This window comes from Terribacillus saccharophilus (assembly GCF_002272075.1).
Lineage (GTDB): Bacteria > Bacillota > Bacilli > Bacillales > Amphibacillaceae > Terribacillus > Terribacillus saccharophilus_A.
On the sequence record NZ_NPBJ01000024.1, the window covers coordinates 1 to 18,000 of the forward strand.

Consider the following 18,000-nt stretch of genomic DNA (forward strand, 5'->3'; position numbering starts at 1 on the left):
CCAGCCTCATAAGCAAATAATTGGAAAATTAATCAATCAGACAATATATTGAACTTATAACTATTGTTTCCACGAGGAGGATACTATTGAAAATAGAAAAAATTGAGTTGCAAATAAACCATTTCAAAGAAACCGTTAATTTCTACAAAGAAACCCTAGATTTCACTAGCCTCGATGATAATGCAGATATGGCTGTATTTAAAATCGGAGAAAGTCAGTTAGTTTTACATAAAAACGAAAATGATTCTCACTATTATCATTTTGCCTTCAATATTCCCTCCAATATGTTCTATGCAGCGAAAGCTTGGTTAGCATCGCGTGTTCCGCTCCTTACAGAAGACCATCAAGACGAGGTACACTTTAACCAAAGAACACAGGCATATGCCTGCTATTTTGAGGATCCAGCTGGAAAAATCGTCGAATTCATCGCAAGAACAGAAACATCTCCTGCAAGTTCTGATCGTGATTTTTCCGCTAATAATGTCTTGTCAATAAGTGAAATCAATCTCTCGACGGATCAGATTTTACAATATGTCCAAAAAATGAAGGAGTTCGGAATCCCTGTCCGAGATGAGGAAATCCCAACTCTTTCTTCTATTAATTTTATGGGTGAATATGAAGATGGTGCTTTCATTTTGCTTGGTCCATTGGATAGGAGATGGATATTCTCCCAAAAAACCTCCATCTCCTCGCCCACACTAATTCATACAGATCGAGGTTTAGTAACAAATACATGAAAATAATAGACATCAATAATACGCAATACGCCGCCCTTTTGCATTTCCGCCATATCACGTTATGCTGTTCCTGTTTTTAGTTCCTTGGGCTTTCAGAATGCCATAATACCGATCTTCTGAACATTCGTCATATAGAAGAAAATATTAATTAAATAGAAAAGATTGTCTTCTAAGGAAATTCCAATATTATTCTCATTAAATTCTCATTAATAGGGGGTAAAGTAAGTATCAGAACGCACAAAAGGAGGTAATATCTTTGAAGACATTTTTAATAACTACAGCAGCAGCTACACTACTATTATCAGGTGTTACACTCAACACCGATCATTCTCAGCAAAATGACAATACCAGTTTAATTCAAAACAACGAAACAAAATTGCAAGACTATACAGAATATGAGGTGTTAAACGAGAAGGTAAATATTCAAAAATACCAAACAAAAGTTGAAACGGATAACAAAAATACACGCATCCTTATTATGAGTGATGATGAGGATCAAGAAAAGTATAAGAGCATCTTTATAAAAGATACCAACCGACTTAAAATTATTGAATTTAAACGTGGTTTAATCTTCAATGAGGAACTTAAGAAATAAAAATATGAGTTATTTCTTTATAAAATATTAGTTCAAAAAGAAAATATTACGTTTGGCAGGCCAGGACACTGTATTATACAGGATCCACCTGCCAATTTTTTAGCCTTTCTCTTATTAGCTACACACATTTCTAACTGTATTTCAAATAAATGTTAAAAATCTCCTGCTGTTATGTGTTAACGTACCTCCCGTTGATTTTCTTCCACCACACGATACTCACTATTTTGCCGAATCAAAAACATAAGAACGCCAAGCAATGCAATAGCTCCTCCAACAATTTGCAGCGGGCTTAATTTCTCCCCTAATAACCAGACCGCCAAGAGAGTTGCACCTACTGGTTCTCCCAATACACTCATTGAAATCGTGGTCGAATTTACAAAATTCAAGAGCATATTAAATATGACGTGCGCAACTGTCGGGAAGATAGCTAATAGTAAAAAGATTTTCCACTCGTTGAAGTCATAACCACGAATTGGTACTCCAGTTACTAGATTATAAACGTTCAACCATACAGCTGCTGAAAGAAAGACACAGAAACTATATATCCAATGCGACACTTTCTTCACATTGCTTTGCCCGATTAATAAATAACCTACAACAGCGATTACACATAGAAAGGATAAAAGATCTCCGATCAAAACGGATGGCGTCTGTAATCCGAAGTCTCCCCATCCTACCATGACAACCCCAATAATGGAGATACCGATAGTTACAATCACGGCTTTTGACGCCCGCTCTCTATAAATCAAAAATCCTCCTATCATCGCGACAATAGGCTGGATCGAAAGAATGATGGTAGAGCTTGCCACAGTCGTCAGTTTCAAAGAACTGAACCAGAGCGCAAAATGCGCGGCTAGGCAGGCTCCTGACAATACGAAAGCCAGCGCTTCTTTCCTTCCAATCTTTTTGAACTCCTTTCGCTTTATCCATACAATCGGTACCAGTAAAAGGCATGCCAGATACATCCGGTTCATACTGAGAATCGTCGCTGGTGCATCAGACCATTTCACGAAGATGGCTGCGAAAGATATAGCGATAATGGATATAATTAATAAAATAGCAGTTTGGTTTTGTTTCATATGCAGCCTCCTTCTTCATTCATAATTATGTATATTGTCTTATATTTTAGAGCTTGATTGTTTTATTGTCTTGTTCTATTTTAAATTTCTTATAAATTAATTGATATTTATCCTAGATTTTAGCTCTATTCCTTTTTCAACAACAAAATACCGCTAAGATTGTTCAACAACCTTAGCGGATTCTATGACTTTCAGCTATGTTAAAAACATTTCATTTCTATTTTCAAATCTACTAGCGAAATCTTCCGTGAATGCCTCCATACTCTTTTCTGTTTCTTTATGATGGATAAGATTCTTTAGTATATCTGTTGAAAGGGTCACTTCTTCTACACCAGCTTCCATTACGCTAATTACTTGGCGTGTATTTTTGAAACTGGCTGCTAACACCTTAGTAGAGAAACCGTACGTTCGGTATGTCTGAACAATTTGGCTAATGACAATTTCACTGTCTCCATGAGCAAGATCAATACGATTGATATATGGTGCTATATAGGCTGCTCCTGCTTTTGCTGCCATCACGGCCTGCATCGTTGTGTAGACTCCTGTCACCGTCGTACGAATGCCTTCCTCACTTAGACTTCTCACTGCCTTCAACCCATCTGGGGATACAGGTATTTTTATAAAAACATCACGAGATAAAGCTTCACTTATCCTTTTTGCTTCTTCAATCATTCGTTCGTATTTAGAGGATACCACTTGAACATGCAGGGTCTGCTGCTTATCTAGCAAATCTGCTAGTTGGAGCACTTGTTCTTCTGCCGTTCCCTTTCCTTTTGCGAGAATGGAAGGGTTGGTAGTAACGCCATCCAGTGGTAAATACTCGTTCAATTGTCGGAATACATCTGCATCTGATCCATCCATTAAGATTTTCATGTACTTCTCCTCCTTTAGCTTAGTGCATAACTTGCCCGCCGGTCACATTGATGGACTGCCCTGTCATATAGGAAGCAGCATCGGAAGCATAGAAAATAACGGCATTTGCAACATCATCGTAGGAGCAGCCTCTTTTCAAAGGAACCTTATCAATGTAAATTTGTTCTACTTCACTGTCTTCCACACCAAGCTTTTTGGCATATGATGGTATAAGGCTTTGGAACATAGGGGAATGCAACAGATTCCCAGGCATTATGCTATTGACGCGGACATTATGTTCAGCGAGATCAAGTGCTAAACTTTGCGTCAGTCCAACGCCCCCAAATTTGGAAGCAGAATAGCCTGAATTGTGCTTGCTGCCTACTTTGCCTGATTTGGAATTGATTTGAATGATGCTCCCGGATTTTTGCTTGATCATATACATACTAGCGTGCTTTGCACAAAGGAAATATCCTGTTAAATTAACATCCAAGGACAACTCCCAATCTGAGAGAGTGAATTCAGTAATCTTTGTACTTCTGGCTACACCCGCATTGTATACTAGCAAATCAATTGAACCAAAGCGCTGATTGACATCGGTCATCGCTGTTTCGATAGCACTCTCATCTGTAACATCCACTGCATAGCCTGCAGTTTTGATGGATAATTGGCTCGCAATCTCACCGGCTACGGCTTCCGCTTGATCACCTTGCTTATCAAAAACGACGACATTATATCCTTCTTCTCCTAATCGCTTCGCCAAGTGGGCGCCTAAGTTCTGTGCTCCTCCAGCTACGATTACAGTTTTATTTAATTCTTGTACCATTTTTTGTACATCTCCCTCATTTATCTTTTAATAGTAAGTGTTGCTCCTTCTTTTAAAGCTGGAATATCTCCTTGTTCAATGACTAGTGTTCCAGGAAGGTTTTCTTCCTCTCCAGCTTTAGGCCGTATTGTTATGTGACCAAGTGCAGCTAGATTTTTGTTCACTGCTTCTCCTACCTCCAAAATTCGGAAGGGCTGATCACCAATATAAAGTGTATCGCCAGCAGATATATCCTCGCTCAGTTCATTCTGCTCATGCAGCAGGCAATAATCTGCCAATTCTGCCGGAGCGTCTGTTTTAAAGAGAATAAGCATATCAGCTTCTATGAATTCGGACGCTAAAGGTCCTATTTTAGTGATTTCTGTTTGATAAATTAACATTGTGTATTCCTCCTTATGAATCGTACATTCCGAAACTAGCCAGCCAAGCAACGAATACGGTTGGAGCTCCCGTTAGGAATCTTCCGTAAAGCACAGCTGGCACTCCTACCTCGACTGTTTCTGTTTCTGCTTCTGCCAGTCCCAACCCTACAGGAACAAAATCAGCAGCTGCTTGGGAATTGATTGCAAATACAGCTGGCAAAGCAAAGTTTGGCGGGATATTTCCTCTGCCAATTTCTACACCGATCAATGTTCCGATTACTTGGGCAATTACTGCTCCTGGTCCAAGGAATGGAGAAAGTAACGGGAACGAGACAATTGCTGATAAAGCAAGCAGCCCCCAAATACTCCCTGCAAGCGGCGATAAGATATTCGCAAACACATCACCGATACCTGAGCCGAGAATCAAACCAATCAATAAAGAGACAAACGCCATAAAAGGCAAAATCGTTTTCAGAACAGTATCAATTGCGTCACGCCCTGCTTGATAGAAGACGTTAACAAATCCACCCATTAACTTTCCAATCCTGGTCATCAATCCGCCAGACTGATCACTGATCTTCTTACTCGAATCATATTTTGGTTTCGAAGCCTGCTCTTTCACTTCAACTGCTGCGCTGGCCTCAGTTACACTTGCTTCGTGAACACCTTGCTTTTCTATTTGAGCCGGCTTCACTCCGGATACGTATATATCTTCCGTAATGAATTTCGCCATCGGACCGCTTTGACCAGTTGGCATGATATTGATTGTCGGGATTCGTTTCTTCGGATAAAGTCCTGCTCGCAATGTTCCGCCGCAATCGATGATGACACATGCTATTTCCTCTTCAGGTACGGAAGTTTTAAATCCGTTCACCACTTCTGCCCCTGTGAGCTCAGCAATTGTATTTGCTACTTCACTAATCGGTCCACCTGTGATATTTACAATCTTATTTTTTTCAGGTGTAGGCTGGATGACTAACGGTCCACCAAATCCGCCATTTCCTTTTGAAATTTTAATAGCGCTAAATTGCTCTCCCATTGCTCTACACTCCTTTTCCGACGTTGTTGACTGTCGCGCTCAGTTTTACGTTTTGCTGCTTCTCGACATAGCTGACCATTAAATCTGTAACCCAACCGCGAATCATATTCATAACAAGACCCACTAACAGATAACGCAATGCCAAATCAGTTGTGGAATGACCGAGCTGCGTAATTCCTGATGCGATACCGAGAAAAACGAATAGCTCTGCTGGATTGACATGTGGGAAGAAACCATTCATGCTGTGACAGGAATAGCTTGCTGCAGCATAATATCCTGGTTTATAGCGTTCCGGAAGAAATCTCCCTAGAGAAAGCGTCATAGGATTAAGAAGGAAGAAAGTTCCTAGGAAAGGCAGTACCATATAACGAGTAAAGATATTCTTTGAAGATTTTGTAGCTAATTTTTCGATTTTGTCAGGACCTACAAATTGGATCAAAGCGTTCATTGCCACAAGCAGCATGATCAGCAAAGGTACAATATCGCCGACTAATCCAAGAAACGTCTCTCCTCCTCGTTCAAATAATCTAATAAATCCTTCAGCAGCTTTTACGATAAAATCCATCTCACTTCACCTCTCTGTTTATTTTGAATAATCCAAATATTGATTGTATAGGTGACTTTGGTTTCTCCACTGTTCCGCCAGACATGATAATTTCGTATGTTCTTTGCGCGTCCTTTAATGCTTTTCGCAAGAATGGATCCATGCCTTTTATAGCATCTTCATCCATATATAATAATGGCTGTCCCTCTAATGATTGAACACGCTTACATCTTGCTAAAATCGTAAGACCCTGCATCTTTTCTGCCTGAATGATGTTTGCCTTCGCATCCAGCGCCAGCATAAGCACAGCACCCGAACGGAAGATTCCCTTTGAACGTCCTATGGCTACTCTGCCGACTTTCCTTAGCTCGCTGTAATGCTTATTGAAATTCTTGATTTGAAATACACCTAAAACACTCTGTAACAGGAACCCGAGCGCTAATAAAATGATAAATAATAAGATCAAAGTATCCCCTCCCTCTTTCTCTTAATAATTGACCTTGCAGTTACTTCGTCTGTGATCAAGACATTGGCTATTCCGCCGTTGAGAGCACCAATAATGGAATCGGTTTTGGATACAGACTCTACCAGCGCGATAGAATACTTTACTTCCCTCAATTTGGAGAAAGGAATAGCAATAGCTCTTTCTTTTAAGTCCGTGGCCAATTCCTGTCCTTTAATATCATAGAATCGTGAGCATACATCTCCGACAACTTCTTGATTCTCCAATTTCTCTACTTCTTCTTTTCCGAGAAAACCACTCCATACCAGATTAGAAGATTTCATAGGAGAGCCGATACCTATAAGCGCTATTGACAAGCTTTCCCAAAGATCTCTGATATGTGTCATATAGCCGGACTTCAGTATTTCACTCTGTGTTTCGACTGATTTTACGATTGCTGCAGCATCAATGAAATTTGTCTCTCCTCCGAAAGCTCTTGCCATCGAATAGACAATCGCATTCACATGCTCCTCAACAGGCATTTGACCTGGACCACCTACGAGGGGGACGAATCTTCCTCCCCGCTTATATTGGAATTGCGCCTCCTGTGCCATCATTCCAAGTGTCCTGCCCCATGCACAGCCAACCACATCATCCTTTGTTATGATTCCATCCAGATAACGGAGGGCTGCTTTTCCAATCTCTTTCAAACTATCTGCCGAAGATGGCACGATTACAACATCCTTCAGTCCAAAAAGCTGACACAGCTCTTTTTCGATAGATACATATTCCAAGAGCGCGCTCTCGATATGGATCGTGACAATCTTCTGGTCTTTTGCTTTTTGCAGCAAGCGCGTAACAGTTGTTCTGTATACACCAAGTTCCTTAGCTATTTCATTTTGGGTCATATTCTCTTCGTAATACATTCTGGCTACTTTAACGAGACGTCTCTCTTCTTGCCAATCCATAGGTAAGCTCCTTTATGCGCATTGTGATTTCATATGAATGTTGGATGCCTTATGCACTTAATATAAAACGCTTTCAAAGTAGAATCAACAAAAAAACGCTCATATGACACAACTTATCTCTCTCACGCACATATGTGCATATCCAATAAAAAAATTAAAAAGGAACATGCCAACAGGCACGTTCCTTTATCGATTATTACGAACAACCGCCAAACTGCCGCTGTCTCGCTTCTGGATTCACTTGTTCGTCCGCATGATAAGAGGAGCGGACCATCGGGCCTGATTCGCAGTGTCGGAAGCCCTTTTGCAAGGCTATTTCCTTCAGTTCGGCGAATTCGTCTGGATGGTAATATTTTTGTACTTTCAGGTGCTTGAATGATGGCTGTAAGTATTGGCCAATTGTCATGATATCAACACGATGTTCCAGCAAATCGTCCATTGCCTGCTCAATCTCTTCCTTCTTCTCTCCCAAACCTAGCATGATACTTGATTTTGTCGGTGTATCCGGGGAAATCGATTTGACGCGATCAAGTAATTCAAGTGAGCGATCATAAGTTGCACGATGACGGACGGAAGGTGTCAATCGCCGTACTGTCTCGATATTATGGTTAAAAATATCCGGCTTGGCATCCATCAGCGTCTTGATGCTCTCATACGTTCCTTTCATATCGGACGGCAGTACCTCCACCGTTGTATTCGGCATTCTGCGATGGATGGCACGTACTGTTTCCGCGAATACTGCTGATCCTCCGTCTTCCAGATCATCTCTGGCAACAGCTGTAACAACCGCATGGCGCAGTCCCATTTTAGCAACAGAATCAGCGACGCGTTCTGGTTCTGCCCAGTCCAATTCTGTCGGCTTACCAGAAGTAACTGCACAGAAGCGGCAGCCTCTTGTGCATATAGAACCGAGAATCATGAATGTTGCTGTTTTTCGTACTGACCAGCACTCATAAATATTCGGACATTTTGCCTCTTCACATACTGTATGTAGATTCATTTCCCTCATCATTTTCTTCAGATCCATATAGTCTTCATTCGTATTGAAGTCGATCTTCAGCCACTCTGGTTTGCGGAGCATGCCTTCCCGTCGTTGTGCCATTGTTTTCTTTACCATTTCCGTTCCTCCTTAACGTGCGTATAAGAATTCATGATTTTGGTATTTCTCTTTGGCTAGCTGTTCGATTGTTTTTAGTTGTTCTTCATCCAGTTCAAGTCTTTCAAATGTTACATCGAGTCCTTTTTGAAAACCATCATAGAAGGCATCTCTTATCTCTTCGAATGTAGTCTGCTCAGAAATAAATTCCTGCAGACTTGCAGCTTTGTTCATAAAGCTTTTGTAAGCACGCTCTTTGACACGGTCACTTGGATATAGGAACAATTCCAGCAAATCCTCTTGTTTCAGCCAGATTGGGATTGACCCGTGCTGGAGGATGACGCCCTTCTGTCTGGTTTGGGCGCTTCCAGCTGCTTTCTTTCCGTCCACATTGATTTCATACCAAGAAGCTTCCTCAAAGCAATTGGCTGTGCCCTTCGGTTTTGGGTCAGCAGGTAAGGCGAATTCCGCTTTGATGCCCAGGTTGTCAAAGCCGAGTAGCAACCCTTCGGATAAAACTTTGTATGCCTCTTTGATTGTCGATGGTATTCCTAAATACTCCTCCGATACGATAATGCTGTACGTCAGTTCCTGATGATGCAGTACTGCTTGGCCGCCAGTAGGCCGGCGTACCAGTTCAAATCCTCGCTTCTCAATTTCTTCCAAGTTGAATTTTGTTGTTTTCTGGAAGTACCCGACGGAAAACCCGCCAGGCTTCCATCCGTAAAAACGCAGCACAGGGGCGATCCGTCCCTCACGGTGCCATTGCATCAGCATTTCATCCGCCGCCATATTAAAGGCTGGCGAATGATCACCATCGTCCCAGAAAACCCATTTCTGCACACTGTCACCTTCTTATTTACAAAGTTCAAATAATATTAACAATTTAATTTTAACCAACGGTAAGATATGGAAGCAACCGCTTTCTCAAAAGCCTACTATCTTACTAGGATTAAATACTCCCTATTACTTTCCAATTTGAATTATTCGTACATACTTATGTAAGTCAGCGTGTTAAAATAGACAAAAATTAAAAAAGTCAGGTGAATTATTGTGGGAAACAAAGAGAAAGTTACATATTTAAGAGACTCTCTCGACCTTAAACAAAAAACAAAACGTGCTGCTATGTTAACGCATGCTTTCAATACTAGCTCGCCAGATGAAGAAAGTAAGAAAGAAGAATTGTTAAGAGAATTGCTAGGAAAATGTGGTCAGCATCTTTCCATAGAGCATAACTTTCACTGTGACTTGGGCTATAACATAGAAGTAGGCGAAAATTTCTATGCTGGATTTAACTTTACTGTGCTCGATATGGCAAAGGTGACGGTCGGAGACAATTGCATGATCGGACCTAATGTCGGAATATATACAGCTGGTCACTCTATACAGCCAGTTGACAGGACAAAAGACGGCTATGCCATTCCAATTACAATAGGGAATGATGTTTGGATCGGCGGAAGCTGTACCATACTTGCCGGCGTATCTATCGGTGACAATTCCATTGTGGCTGCAGGATCTGTCGTAACGAAAGATGTACCATCAAATACGATTGTTGCTGGTAACCCAGCGAAGCGTATTAAGGATATAGAATAGAGAAAAAAGCCGTCAACATTGACGGCTTCTGTATTACTCTTCTGGCCAAACTGTCTTCGCTACATCGACGATGAAGCGCAGTTTTTCCCACTGTTCCTCTTCTGTCAGTTTATTGCCATGATGTGTAGAGGCAAAGCCGCATTGCGGGCTTAAGCAGATCTGATCAAGAGGGATATACTTTGTTGCCTCCTCAATCCGGCTAATCACAGCATCTTTATCTTCCAATTCCCCGAATTTTGAAGTCACAACGCCTAGAACGACTCTTGGTCCGTCCTTCGGAATATAGGTAAGCGGTTCGAATGTACCGGAGCGCTCATCGTCATATTCAAGGAAGAAACCATCGACTTTCTCCTTCGCTAATAAGTCCTGGGCAATCAAGTCATAGCTGCCTCCAAACATATATGTGGAGCGGTAGTTGCCGCGACAGAGATGTGTCGTCACAGTAAGATCCTCTGGCTTACCTTCCAATACACCATTGATCACGCGGCGAGCCAAATCAATCAGGAATTCTCGAGAATGCTCTCCATCGAATTTCGCATCAGGAGAAGAAAGTGTAGCAATGTAAACATCATCCAACTGTAAATAGCGCACCCCTGCATCATAGAAAGCTTGAATGGCATCTTTATAAGCCTGGATTACGTCAGAAGCAAAATCCTCGATATCTGGATAAATCGTTTGATCACGGATATCTGTATGGAAGAGCTGATTCGGACTAGGAATTGTCTGTTTAGCTACTGCCCTGCCAGCGACAATGTCTTGGAATACTTTATAATCCTCGAGGAAAGGATGATCATGATTGAATGAAACTTTACCAGTATTTTTAATGTTATACCGTTCTGTCTCTTCACCTTTAAACAGATAGCCTGTGTCCGGTACATAACCCGTAATACCATTCAGATGCTCCAGAAAATCCGTATGCCAGAATCTTCTCCTGAATTCTCCGTCTGTCACAAGCTCCAAGCCAACTTCAATCTGTTTGTCGACGATTCTTTTAATTTCTGACGTTTCGATTCCGCGAAGTTCTTGTTTGCTGATTTGGCCTTCTTTGAATTGCTGTCTTGCTTTGTGCAGTACATCTGGACGAAGCAAGCTCCCTACGTGATCTGCTCTGAATGGTGCCGTTTTTGTTTTAGTTGTCATGTTCATCATCTCTCCCATTTTAGTTTTCTACTTTTTCTGTTACTCGTTCAGCAGCTCTCAAGGCCTGCTGCAGATCTCCTATGAGATCCTCCACATGCTCCAGTCCAACAGATAAACGCAAGAGCCCATCTGTTATACCTCGTTTTTTGCGCTCAGCTTCCGGCATGGCAGCATGTGACATCGCAGCCGGATACGAAAGAATGGATTCTACCGCACCGAGACTAACGGCAAAGATCGGAATGCAAAGCTGTTCCACAAAAACCTTCGAGTGCGCCCTGCTTGGCAGAGAGAACGATAGTACTGCTCCATTTCCACTGGCCTGCCCGGTATGTATGTCATGTCCGTTATGGGTGGGCAAGCCAGGGTAGAAAACATCTTCCACAAGCGGATGCTCCTGCAGGAACAAAGCTATCTTCTCTGCTGTTTCAGTCGACTGTCGCAATCTTGCGCCTAACGTCTTTATTCCTTGGAGCAGCAAATAGCTGTCTTGGGCACCGAGAATAGCACCAAATGTATTCTGGATGAAAGCTAGTCGTTCTCCCAGCTCCATATCCTTTGTGACCAGCAATCCGGCGATAATATCACTATGCCCTGACAGAAACTTGGTTGCACTATGGATGACCACATCCACACCTAGTGCCAATGGCTGCTGATACAGCGGCGTCAAAAAGGTATTGTCCAGGAAAGTTAAACAATCGTTCTGCCTTGCTATCCGCACAACTGCCCGGATGTCTGTCACCTTCAAGCAGGGATTAGACGGTGTTTCCAGGTAAATGACTTTTGTATTTGGGCGGACAGCTGCTTCAACAGCATCCAAATCGGTTAAATCTACAAAGGAATGACTAATCTGGAATTTCGGAAGGATCTCTGTCACAAAACGATACGTTCCACCGTATACATCCTCGGTTACAATTACATGATCACCTGCCGACAGCAGCATGAACGCTGAGGATATTGCTGCCATTCCAGATGAAAATGCTAAAGCTTTTGAACCGGACTCCAATTCAGCGGCCTTCTGCTCCAGTGCATTTCGTGTCGGATTGCCAGAACGACTGTAATCAAATGGACCGAAATCATCGAAGCTTTCCTGATGGAAGGTTGACGATAGATAAATCGGCACGTTCACCGCACTAGTCCGCTGCTCGTTGTATGATCCCCGTATACACGTCGTCTCAGCATGTTGATCTTCCATTAGATGACCTCCTAATCCAGTTTGGCGAATGCTTGCTGTAAATCACCAATCAAATCCTCTGTTTCTTCAATTCCAACCGAGAAACGAAGCAGACAATCGCAAATTCCTCTGGCTTCCCTCTCCTCAACAGGGATGTCCGCATGTGTTTGTGTTGTCGGATACGTAATAAAGCTCTCCACTCCGCCAAGGCTTTCGGCAAAGGTGATGATGTTCATGCTGCGAAGGAATGTATCAATCCAGCTGCTTTCCTGGACGCGGAACGAGAGCATCCCACCTTTTCCTGTATACAGGACATTTTTCACCTTTGGCTCCTCTGCCAGGTAACCTGCGATACGCTGTGCATTTGCTTGGTGCTGCCGCATTCGAAGCGGCAGCGTCTTCAATCCGCGGATGAGAAGCCAGGAATCGAGCGGAGATAAGACAGCTCCGGTACCGTTATGCAATACTGCTAACCGATCTGATAGCTCGCTGCCTTTACTCACAACAAGACCAGCTAAAACGTCATTGTGCCCGCCGATATATTTCGTCGCACTATGAATGACGATATCTGCACCTTCTGTAATTGGCTGCTGGAAGTAAGGCGTCAGAAACGTATTATCAACAATTAACAGCAGATTGTATGCTTTTGCCAGCTGCGCATAGGCAGCAATATCTATCTCCTGCATAAGCGGGTTTGTCGGTGTTTCAAGGAAAATTGCTTTTGTATCATCCGTTATCATCATCGCTGTCTCTTCGACGGAACGAAACGGTGCATAAATCGGCGACACATCATATGCATCCGAATAGAAATCAAATAGTCGATACGTACCTCCATAAATATCCTCTGGCACTAGCAGGGAATCGCCTGAACGGAAAAGTGACAATACGAGCTGAATAGCTGCCATGCCTGAGCTGCATGCAAATGCCCGGTCGCCTTTTTCCAGCTCTGCGAACCCTTCTTCCAGGACAGTACGAGTAGGATTCTTTGTCCGTGAATAATCATACCCGGTAGATTCGCCGATTCCGCCATGTGCATAAGCAGTAGACAGATACACTGGCGGATTGACTGCCCCAGTTACTCCATCACTCTTATTTCCGAGCTGCACGAATGTTGTTTCTAAACTATATCCCATACCGCTTCTCACCCTTCTCTTCAACAAAAAAAGAACCTTCTCCCCAAAAAGGAAGAAGGTTCAGCCATGACCGAATCAGCTTCTTATCTTTAAGGCGGATACCTTTTGGATTTAGCACCGTGTCTTCTCAGACTGGTTGCTGAGACATCACTGGGCCAAGTCCCTCCGTCTCTCTGGATAAGAAAAGTTCTATATAATTTTTATATTAAAGCTATGTTATCACACAAGAATGTACAGTCAAGCATTTTTTTAAATTTTCTGCCAAATGAATTTTTTTCTAATGGAATTTTTTCTAATGGAATTTTTAGCGAGGTGATGCACATCAAGGAAAGTAGTGACAAAAAATAGGATTGACACCTAGAACTTTTCGGTCTATCCTTTTCTTTACAACTGATATTTCTTATCGAGATTGGTGGAGGGAATGGCCCAACGAAACCAAAGCAACAGGCTGTAAGACGCAGTACTGTGCTAATTCCAGGTGTTTGACACTGAAGATAAGAAGAGCGGAAAATCTTTTAAAGACCCTCTTCTGTCTGGAAGAGGGTCTTTTTTTAGGCTCAATTCCGATTATTTTCATTGGAAATATCAAGATTGTTACAGGAGGTTGGAAAATGAAACAGATTAAGCAGACACTTGCAGAAGTACATACGGAACTAGAAGACAATTTCGCAGAAGTAGTTGAATGGAGACGTTATTTGCACCAGCATCCAGAATTGAGTTTCCAGGAAACGGAGACAGCCCGTTTCATCGCTGATAAACTGCGCAGCTTCGGCTACGAGGATATCCAGACAAACATCGGTGGCTATGGCATCGTTGTTACACTAGCAGGAAAGACAGCAGGACCTACAATTGCTCTTCGCGCTGATTTCGATGCCCTGCCGATAGAAGATGAAAAGGAAACCGCGTATCGATCTAAGAAATCAGGCGTGATGCACGCTTGCGGTCATGACGGCCATACTGCAGCATTGCTCGGTACTGCCAAAGCATTAATCAAGCATAAAGACAGCCTAAAAGGTAAAGTGGTCTTCCTGTTCCAGCCAGCTGAAGAAGTCCCGCCAGGCGGGGCCAAAGCGATGATTGAAGATGGTGCGCTCGACGGTGTGGACTTTGTCTATGGCGCCCACCTTAATTCAGCTGCCCCTATCGGAAAGATCGGTGTTGGCGAAGGCTTCAAGATGGCTGCCGTAGATAAATTTGCGATTACCATCCAAGGAAAAGGCGGTCATGGCGCAGCTCCTCATGAGGCTGTCGATCCAATTGTAATTGGAAGTGATATTGTTAGCGCTCTGCAGAAAATCGTTAGCCGCAGAGTCAACCCGCTGGAGTCAGCAGTCGTGACACTCGGTGTATTTCAATCTGGCCAGGCATTCAATGTTATTCCTGATACCGCAAGATTGGAAGGAACCGTACGGACATTTAATGCCGACATCCGCCAGCAGGTGAGGAAACAAATAGAGTCCATTGTAGCCGGTATCGCAACTGGGTTCGGCGCAACTTATTCGATTGATTATTTGCACGGCTATCCTGCTCTTTACAATCACCCGGAAGAAACAGCACTTCTGCAGCGTCTTTTTTCCGAAGAATTTGGTGAGGATCAGGTTATCCCGCTTGAAACTGGGATGGGAGCAGAGGATTTCGCATATTACTTACAGGAAAAACCCGGAAGCTTCTTTAAAGTTGGGTCCCGCAATGAGGATACATCCACACATTATCCGCATCATCATCCTAAGTTCGACATCGATGAGCAAGCTTTGCTCATTACGGAAAAAGCATTCACGAAAATTGTATTCTCGTTATTGGGAAGCTAAGGAGGAAATGTCTTGAATAAGAAATTTGCACTTATATTATTTGGCTTAATGGCCTCAGTAGCCCTATTCGGGTGCTCCAGCAATTCCAGCAGCAGTTCCGGCGCAAGCGGCGGCGAACCTGTTGAAGGCGGCGACTTGAACGTGGCGATGAGTGCTGATCCTGATACGCTTGACTGGATGTATTCCGGAGAAAGTGCTACCAGAAAAATCGGCTGGCATATCTACGAAGGTTTGTTTGCACTAGATCATGATTATCAAGTACGCCCTTTACTTGCTGATGATTACACCGTTAGTGATGATAAGAAAACCTATACGATCACGCTTCGTGACGGACTGAAATTCCATAACGGGCAAGATGTAACCGCTGAAGATGCGAAGGCTTCAATCGACCGCTGGCTGAAGGTCTCCTCTGTCGGTAAGATTACTGCAACACATGTTAATTCAGTCGAAGCAACAGATGACCTGACATTGGTCATTTCGCTTAACGATCCGTATACCGCTTTGCTTACTGATATGTCCGCCCCGAAAGCATCTGCTGTCATCATCCCTGCTGATATTGCTGAAGCCGCAGGTGAACAGCCGCTGACAAACGAGCAGCTGATCGGTACAGGTCCATTCAAATTTAATTCCTGGAAGCGCGGGAATGAGATTGTTCTATCCAAATTCGCAGACTATCAATCTCGTGAAGAAGAAGACTGGGGCGGTTTGACAGGTAAGAAAACTGCATACCTGGATACGATTCACTTTAAAATCGTAAAAGACCCGCAAGTTATGCTTAATGGTTTGAAGACAGATTTATATGATTACGTACAGTCCATTCCGCTTGATTTATATGATGTAGTTGATACGACACCGAATGTCGAACCAGCTATTTCCAGCAATGGCTATTCCGTCATTACACCTGATAAATCAGAAGCCCCTTTCGATGACATTCAAGTCAGAGAAGCACTTCACGCTGCACTTGATAAAGAAGCCATTGCCAAAGCAACTTACGGCAACAGCGAGTTTTATAATTTAGATGGTGCCTTGTTTACACCAGATCAGACAGCTCTTTATTCGGATGAAAACATCGATAACTTCGAGGCCTTTGATCAGGATGAAGCTAAAAAACTGCTTGAGGAGAGCTCTTATGATGGGCAGGCAGTGAAGATCATCTTCTCTAATGACCATGCAGAGTATAAGAAAATTGCCGAAATCGCAGAACAGCAGCTTGAAGCAGTCGGTTTCAACGTTGAGTTGGAGTCCTATGAATGGGCAACTTACCTGGAAAAATGGAGCGATGGCGCAAACTGGGATATGGTCGTAGTCGGCTGGTCTCCATTCTTCTCGCCTAACCAAGCTGGTGTAGTAAGCCAGGATTCCAACAGCAGCGGCTGGTACAACAGCGAACGCTGGCAGGAGCTTATCGCACAGTGGGGTGAAGCAGAAGATGAAGCAGCCCAGCAAGAGATTCTCGCTGAGCTGAACAAGACGATCTATGACGAGCTTCCATTTGAGAAAGTAAGCAACCTTTCCACTCTGGATGCACGCACTTCCAAGCTGCAGGATTATGATGATTGGTATGGTCCTCGCTTCTGGAATACATGGAAATCACAGTAATGCCCCGAGGGAATCGCCCGCGTTACCGCAGGCGATTTTCTTCCATTTCTAAATAAAGGAGTGACGTATGTGCTTAATTACACGATCCGCAGATTGTTATCTGTCATACCAGTTATGCTTGTCGTCAGCATCATTGTATTCCTGCTCGTTCACTTGACACCCGGAAATCCAGCTTTCATCATCCTTGGAGAAGACGCTTCACCGGAAGCCATCGCAAAGCTAGAAGAACAGCTTGGTTTGAATGAGCCTTTGTATATCCAATTCTTCGACTGGATCAAACAAGTCATCACAGGTGACCTAGGGACGAGTGTCTACTCTGCCCAGCCAGTTACGGAACTGATCTTTGGTAACTTTGGACCGACTATTAGCTTGATGGTATTGTCCCTGCTCTTTATTTTGGTCATCTCCATTCCGCTTGCGATACTGATTGTGTCCCTGCGCAAAACGATTCTCGATCCATTATTTACTAATGCTTCCCTTCTAGGTGTATCAATTCCAGAATTCTGGCTGGCAATTTTGCTTGTGCTAGGGTTCGGTGTGACATTCCCGATCTTCCCGGTCGCCGGCTACATGCCCCTTGCGGAAGGCTTTGGACCGTGGATTTATCATTTGCTGCTGCCTGCTTTTGTGCTGGCATTAGTAGAAATCGGTATCATTGCCCGAATGCTCCGGGACAGCATGCTTGATTCCGTGAACCAGGATTATACAAAAACAGCACGGGCAAAAGGCGTTCGTGAACGCGATGTCTTGATGAAGCATGTTTTCGCCAATGCGCTCATCCCGACTACAACTGTTCTTGGTGCCACAGTAGCAGGTCTGCTTGGCGGTACGGTTATCATTGAAACACTTTTCACCATCCCAGGCATCGGGCAGCTTTTAATCGATTCGATTCACCGACGGGACTACCCGGTAATTCAAGGTGTCGTGTTATTTATTGCCGCGATTTACGTCCTGGTCAACTTAATCGTCGATCTTTTGTATGCATTTCTTGATCCGAGAATCCGCTATGACTGAGC

19 protein-coding genes and 2 riboswitches are annotated in these 18,000 nt (G+C 43.2%); of the genes, 6 read left to right on the top strand and 13 right to left on the bottom strand.

The genetic code is table 11. The annotated features are described in order from the left end of the window. Nucleotides 1-86 precede the first annotated feature (86 nt). On the top strand, nucleotides 87-737 hold the full coding sequence (locus CHH48_RS13290) for a VOC family protein (protein ID WP_176466444.1): 651 nt from the start codon (nucleotides 87-89) through the stop codon (nucleotides 735-737). 256 nt (nucleotides 738-993) lie between these two features. Then, complete coding sequence (locus CHH48_RS13295) at nucleotides 994-1,332, top strand: hypothetical protein (RefSeq protein WP_095219636.1); 339 nt, start codon at nucleotides 994-996, stop codon at nucleotides 1,330-1,332. Between the two features lie 176 nt (nucleotides 1,333-1,508). Here CHH48_RS13295 and CHH48_RS13300 read toward each other — a convergent pair whose 3' ends face one another. The 10 genes from CHH48_RS13300 to CHH48_RS13345 form a co-directional block, all read right to left on the bottom strand. Continuing rightward, on the bottom strand, nucleotides 1,509-2,411 hold the full coding sequence (locus CHH48_RS13300) for a DMT family transporter (protein WP_095219637.1): 903 nt from the start codon (nucleotides 2,409-2,411) through the stop codon (nucleotides 1,509-1,511). A gap of 195 nt (nucleotides 2,412-2,606) precedes the next feature. Then, nucleotides 2,607-3,284: a transaldolase family protein gene (locus CHH48_RS13305; protein ID WP_095219638.1), complete on the bottom strand. Its 678-nt coding sequence runs from the start codon at nucleotides 3,282-3,284 to the stop codon at nucleotides 2,607-2,609. Nucleotides 3,285-3,303: 19 nt separating this feature from the next. Continuing rightward, the gene (gene srlD, locus CHH48_RS13310; RefSeq protein ID WP_095219639.1) at nucleotides 3,304-4,089 is read right to left on the bottom strand and encodes a sorbitol-6-phosphate dehydrogenase; all 786 of its coding nucleotides are present in this window, start codon (nucleotides 4,087-4,089) and stop codon (nucleotides 3,304-3,306) included. Between the two features lie 20 nt (nucleotides 4,090-4,109). After that, nucleotides 4,110-4,469: a PTS glucitol/sorbitol transporter subunit IIA gene (locus CHH48_RS13315; protein ID WP_095219640.1), complete on the bottom strand. Its 360-nt coding sequence runs from the start codon at nucleotides 4,467-4,469 to the stop codon at nucleotides 4,110-4,112. A 13-nt stretch (nucleotides 4,470-4,482) separates the two neighbouring features. Then, the gene (srlE, locus tag CHH48_RS13320) at nucleotides 4,483-5,490 is read right to left on the bottom strand and encodes a PTS glucitol/sorbitol transporter subunit IIB (protein WP_095219641.1); all 1,008 of its coding nucleotides are present in this window, start codon (nucleotides 5,488-5,490) and stop codon (nucleotides 4,483-4,485) included. Nucleotides 5,491-5,494: 4 nt separating this feature from the next. Next, complete coding sequence (gene srlA / locus CHH48_RS13325; protein ID WP_095219642.1) at nucleotides 5,495-6,055, bottom strand: PTS glucitol/sorbitol transporter subunit IIC; 561 nt, start codon at nucleotides 6,053-6,055, stop codon at nucleotides 5,495-5,497. A 1-nt stretch (nucleotide 6,056) separates the two neighbouring features. Further along, nucleotides 6,057-6,500: a transcriptional regulator GutM gene (locus CHH48_RS13330; RefSeq protein ID WP_095219643.1), complete on the bottom strand. Its 444-nt coding sequence runs from the start codon at nucleotides 6,498-6,500 to the stop codon at nucleotides 6,057-6,059. Continuing rightward, on the bottom strand, nucleotides 6,497-7,444 hold the full coding sequence (locus CHH48_RS13335) for a sugar-binding transcriptional regulator (protein WP_095219644.1): 948 nt from the start codon (nucleotides 7,442-7,444) through the stop codon (nucleotides 6,497-6,499). The genes CHH48_RS13330 and CHH48_RS13335 overlap by 4 nt, the downstream gene beginning before the upstream one ends. 196 nt (nucleotides 7,445-7,640) lie before the next feature. Next, entirely contained in the window at nucleotides 7,641-8,561 is a 921-nt protein-coding gene (gene lipA / locus CHH48_RS13340) for a lipoyl synthase (protein WP_255212175.1), read from the bottom strand. A 12-nt stretch (nucleotides 8,562-8,573) separates the two neighbouring features. After that, nucleotides 8,574-9,383 (bottom strand): lipoate--protein ligase family protein, encoded by an 810-nt coding sequence (locus CHH48_RS13345; RefSeq protein WP_095219645.1) that lies wholly within the window; start codon nucleotides 9,381-9,383, stop codon nucleotides 8,574-8,576. Between the two features lie 210 nt (nucleotides 9,384-9,593). Between CHH48_RS13345 and CHH48_RS13350 the strand changes: the two genes are divergently transcribed. Next, nucleotides 9,594-10,133 carry a sugar O-acetyltransferase gene (locus CHH48_RS13350; RefSeq protein WP_095219646.1) on the top strand — a complete coding sequence of 180 codons (540 nt, stop codon included), beginning with the start codon at nucleotides 9,594-9,596 and terminating at the stop codon, nucleotides 10,131-10,133. Nucleotides 10,134-10,166: 33 nt separating this feature from the next. Here the strand turns inward: CHH48_RS13350 and CHH48_RS13355 are convergent, their stop codons facing one another. Genes CHH48_RS13355 through CHH48_RS13365 form a run of 3 tightly spaced genes read right to left on the bottom strand, consistent with a single transcriptional unit; the run spans nucleotide 10,167 to nucleotide 13,577 of the window. Then, nucleotides 10,167-11,273: a 5-methyltetrahydropteroyltriglutamate--homocysteine S-methyltransferase gene (locus tag CHH48_RS13355; protein WP_095219647.1), complete on the bottom strand. Its 1,107-nt coding sequence runs from the start codon at nucleotides 11,271-11,273 to the stop codon at nucleotides 10,167-10,169. Nucleotides 11,274-11,292: 19 nt separating this feature from the next. Further along, nucleotides 11,293-12,465 carry an aminotransferase class I/II-fold pyridoxal phosphate-dependent enzyme gene (locus CHH48_RS13360; protein ID WP_095219648.1) on the bottom strand — a complete coding sequence of 391 codons (1,173 nt, stop codon included), beginning with the start codon at nucleotides 12,463-12,465 and terminating at the stop codon, nucleotides 11,293-11,295. 11 nt (nucleotides 12,466-12,476) lie between these two features. Continuing rightward, nucleotides 12,477-13,577: a methionine biosynthesis PLP-dependent protein gene (locus tag CHH48_RS13365; protein ID WP_095219649.1), complete on the bottom strand. Its 1,101-nt coding sequence runs from the start codon at nucleotides 13,575-13,577 to the stop codon at nucleotides 12,477-12,479. 80 nt (nucleotides 13,578-13,657) lie between these two features. Next, a riboswitch (SAM riboswitch) is annotated at nucleotides 13,658-13,761 on the bottom strand. 213 nt (nucleotides 13,762-13,974) lie between these two features. Then, nucleotides 13,975-14,078: riboswitch (SAM riboswitch) on the top strand. 110 nt (nucleotides 14,079-14,188) lie between these two features. Here CHH48_RS13365 and CHH48_RS13370 point away from each other — a divergent pair. The 3 genes from CHH48_RS13370 to CHH48_RS13380 all read left to right on the top strand — a co-directional run bounded on the left by CHH48_RS13370 (nucleotide 14,189) and on the right by CHH48_RS13380 (nucleotide 17,998). Further along, nucleotides 14,189-15,385: a M20 metallopeptidase family protein gene (locus CHH48_RS13370; protein WP_095219650.1), complete on the top strand. Its 1,197-nt coding sequence runs from the start codon at nucleotides 14,189-14,191 to the stop codon at nucleotides 15,383-15,385. A gap of 12 nt (nucleotides 15,386-15,397) precedes the next feature. Continuing rightward, entirely contained in the window at nucleotides 15,398-16,984 is a 1,587-nt protein-coding gene (locus CHH48_RS13375) for an ABC transporter substrate-binding protein (RefSeq protein ID WP_095219651.1), read from the top strand. Nucleotides 16,985-17,053: 69 nt separating this feature from the next. Next, nucleotides 17,054-17,998: an ABC transporter permease gene (locus CHH48_RS13380; RefSeq protein WP_095219652.1), complete on the top strand. Its 945-nt coding sequence runs from the start codon at nucleotides 17,054-17,056 to the stop codon at nucleotides 17,996-17,998. Nucleotides 17,999-18,000: the final 2 nt, after the last annotated feature.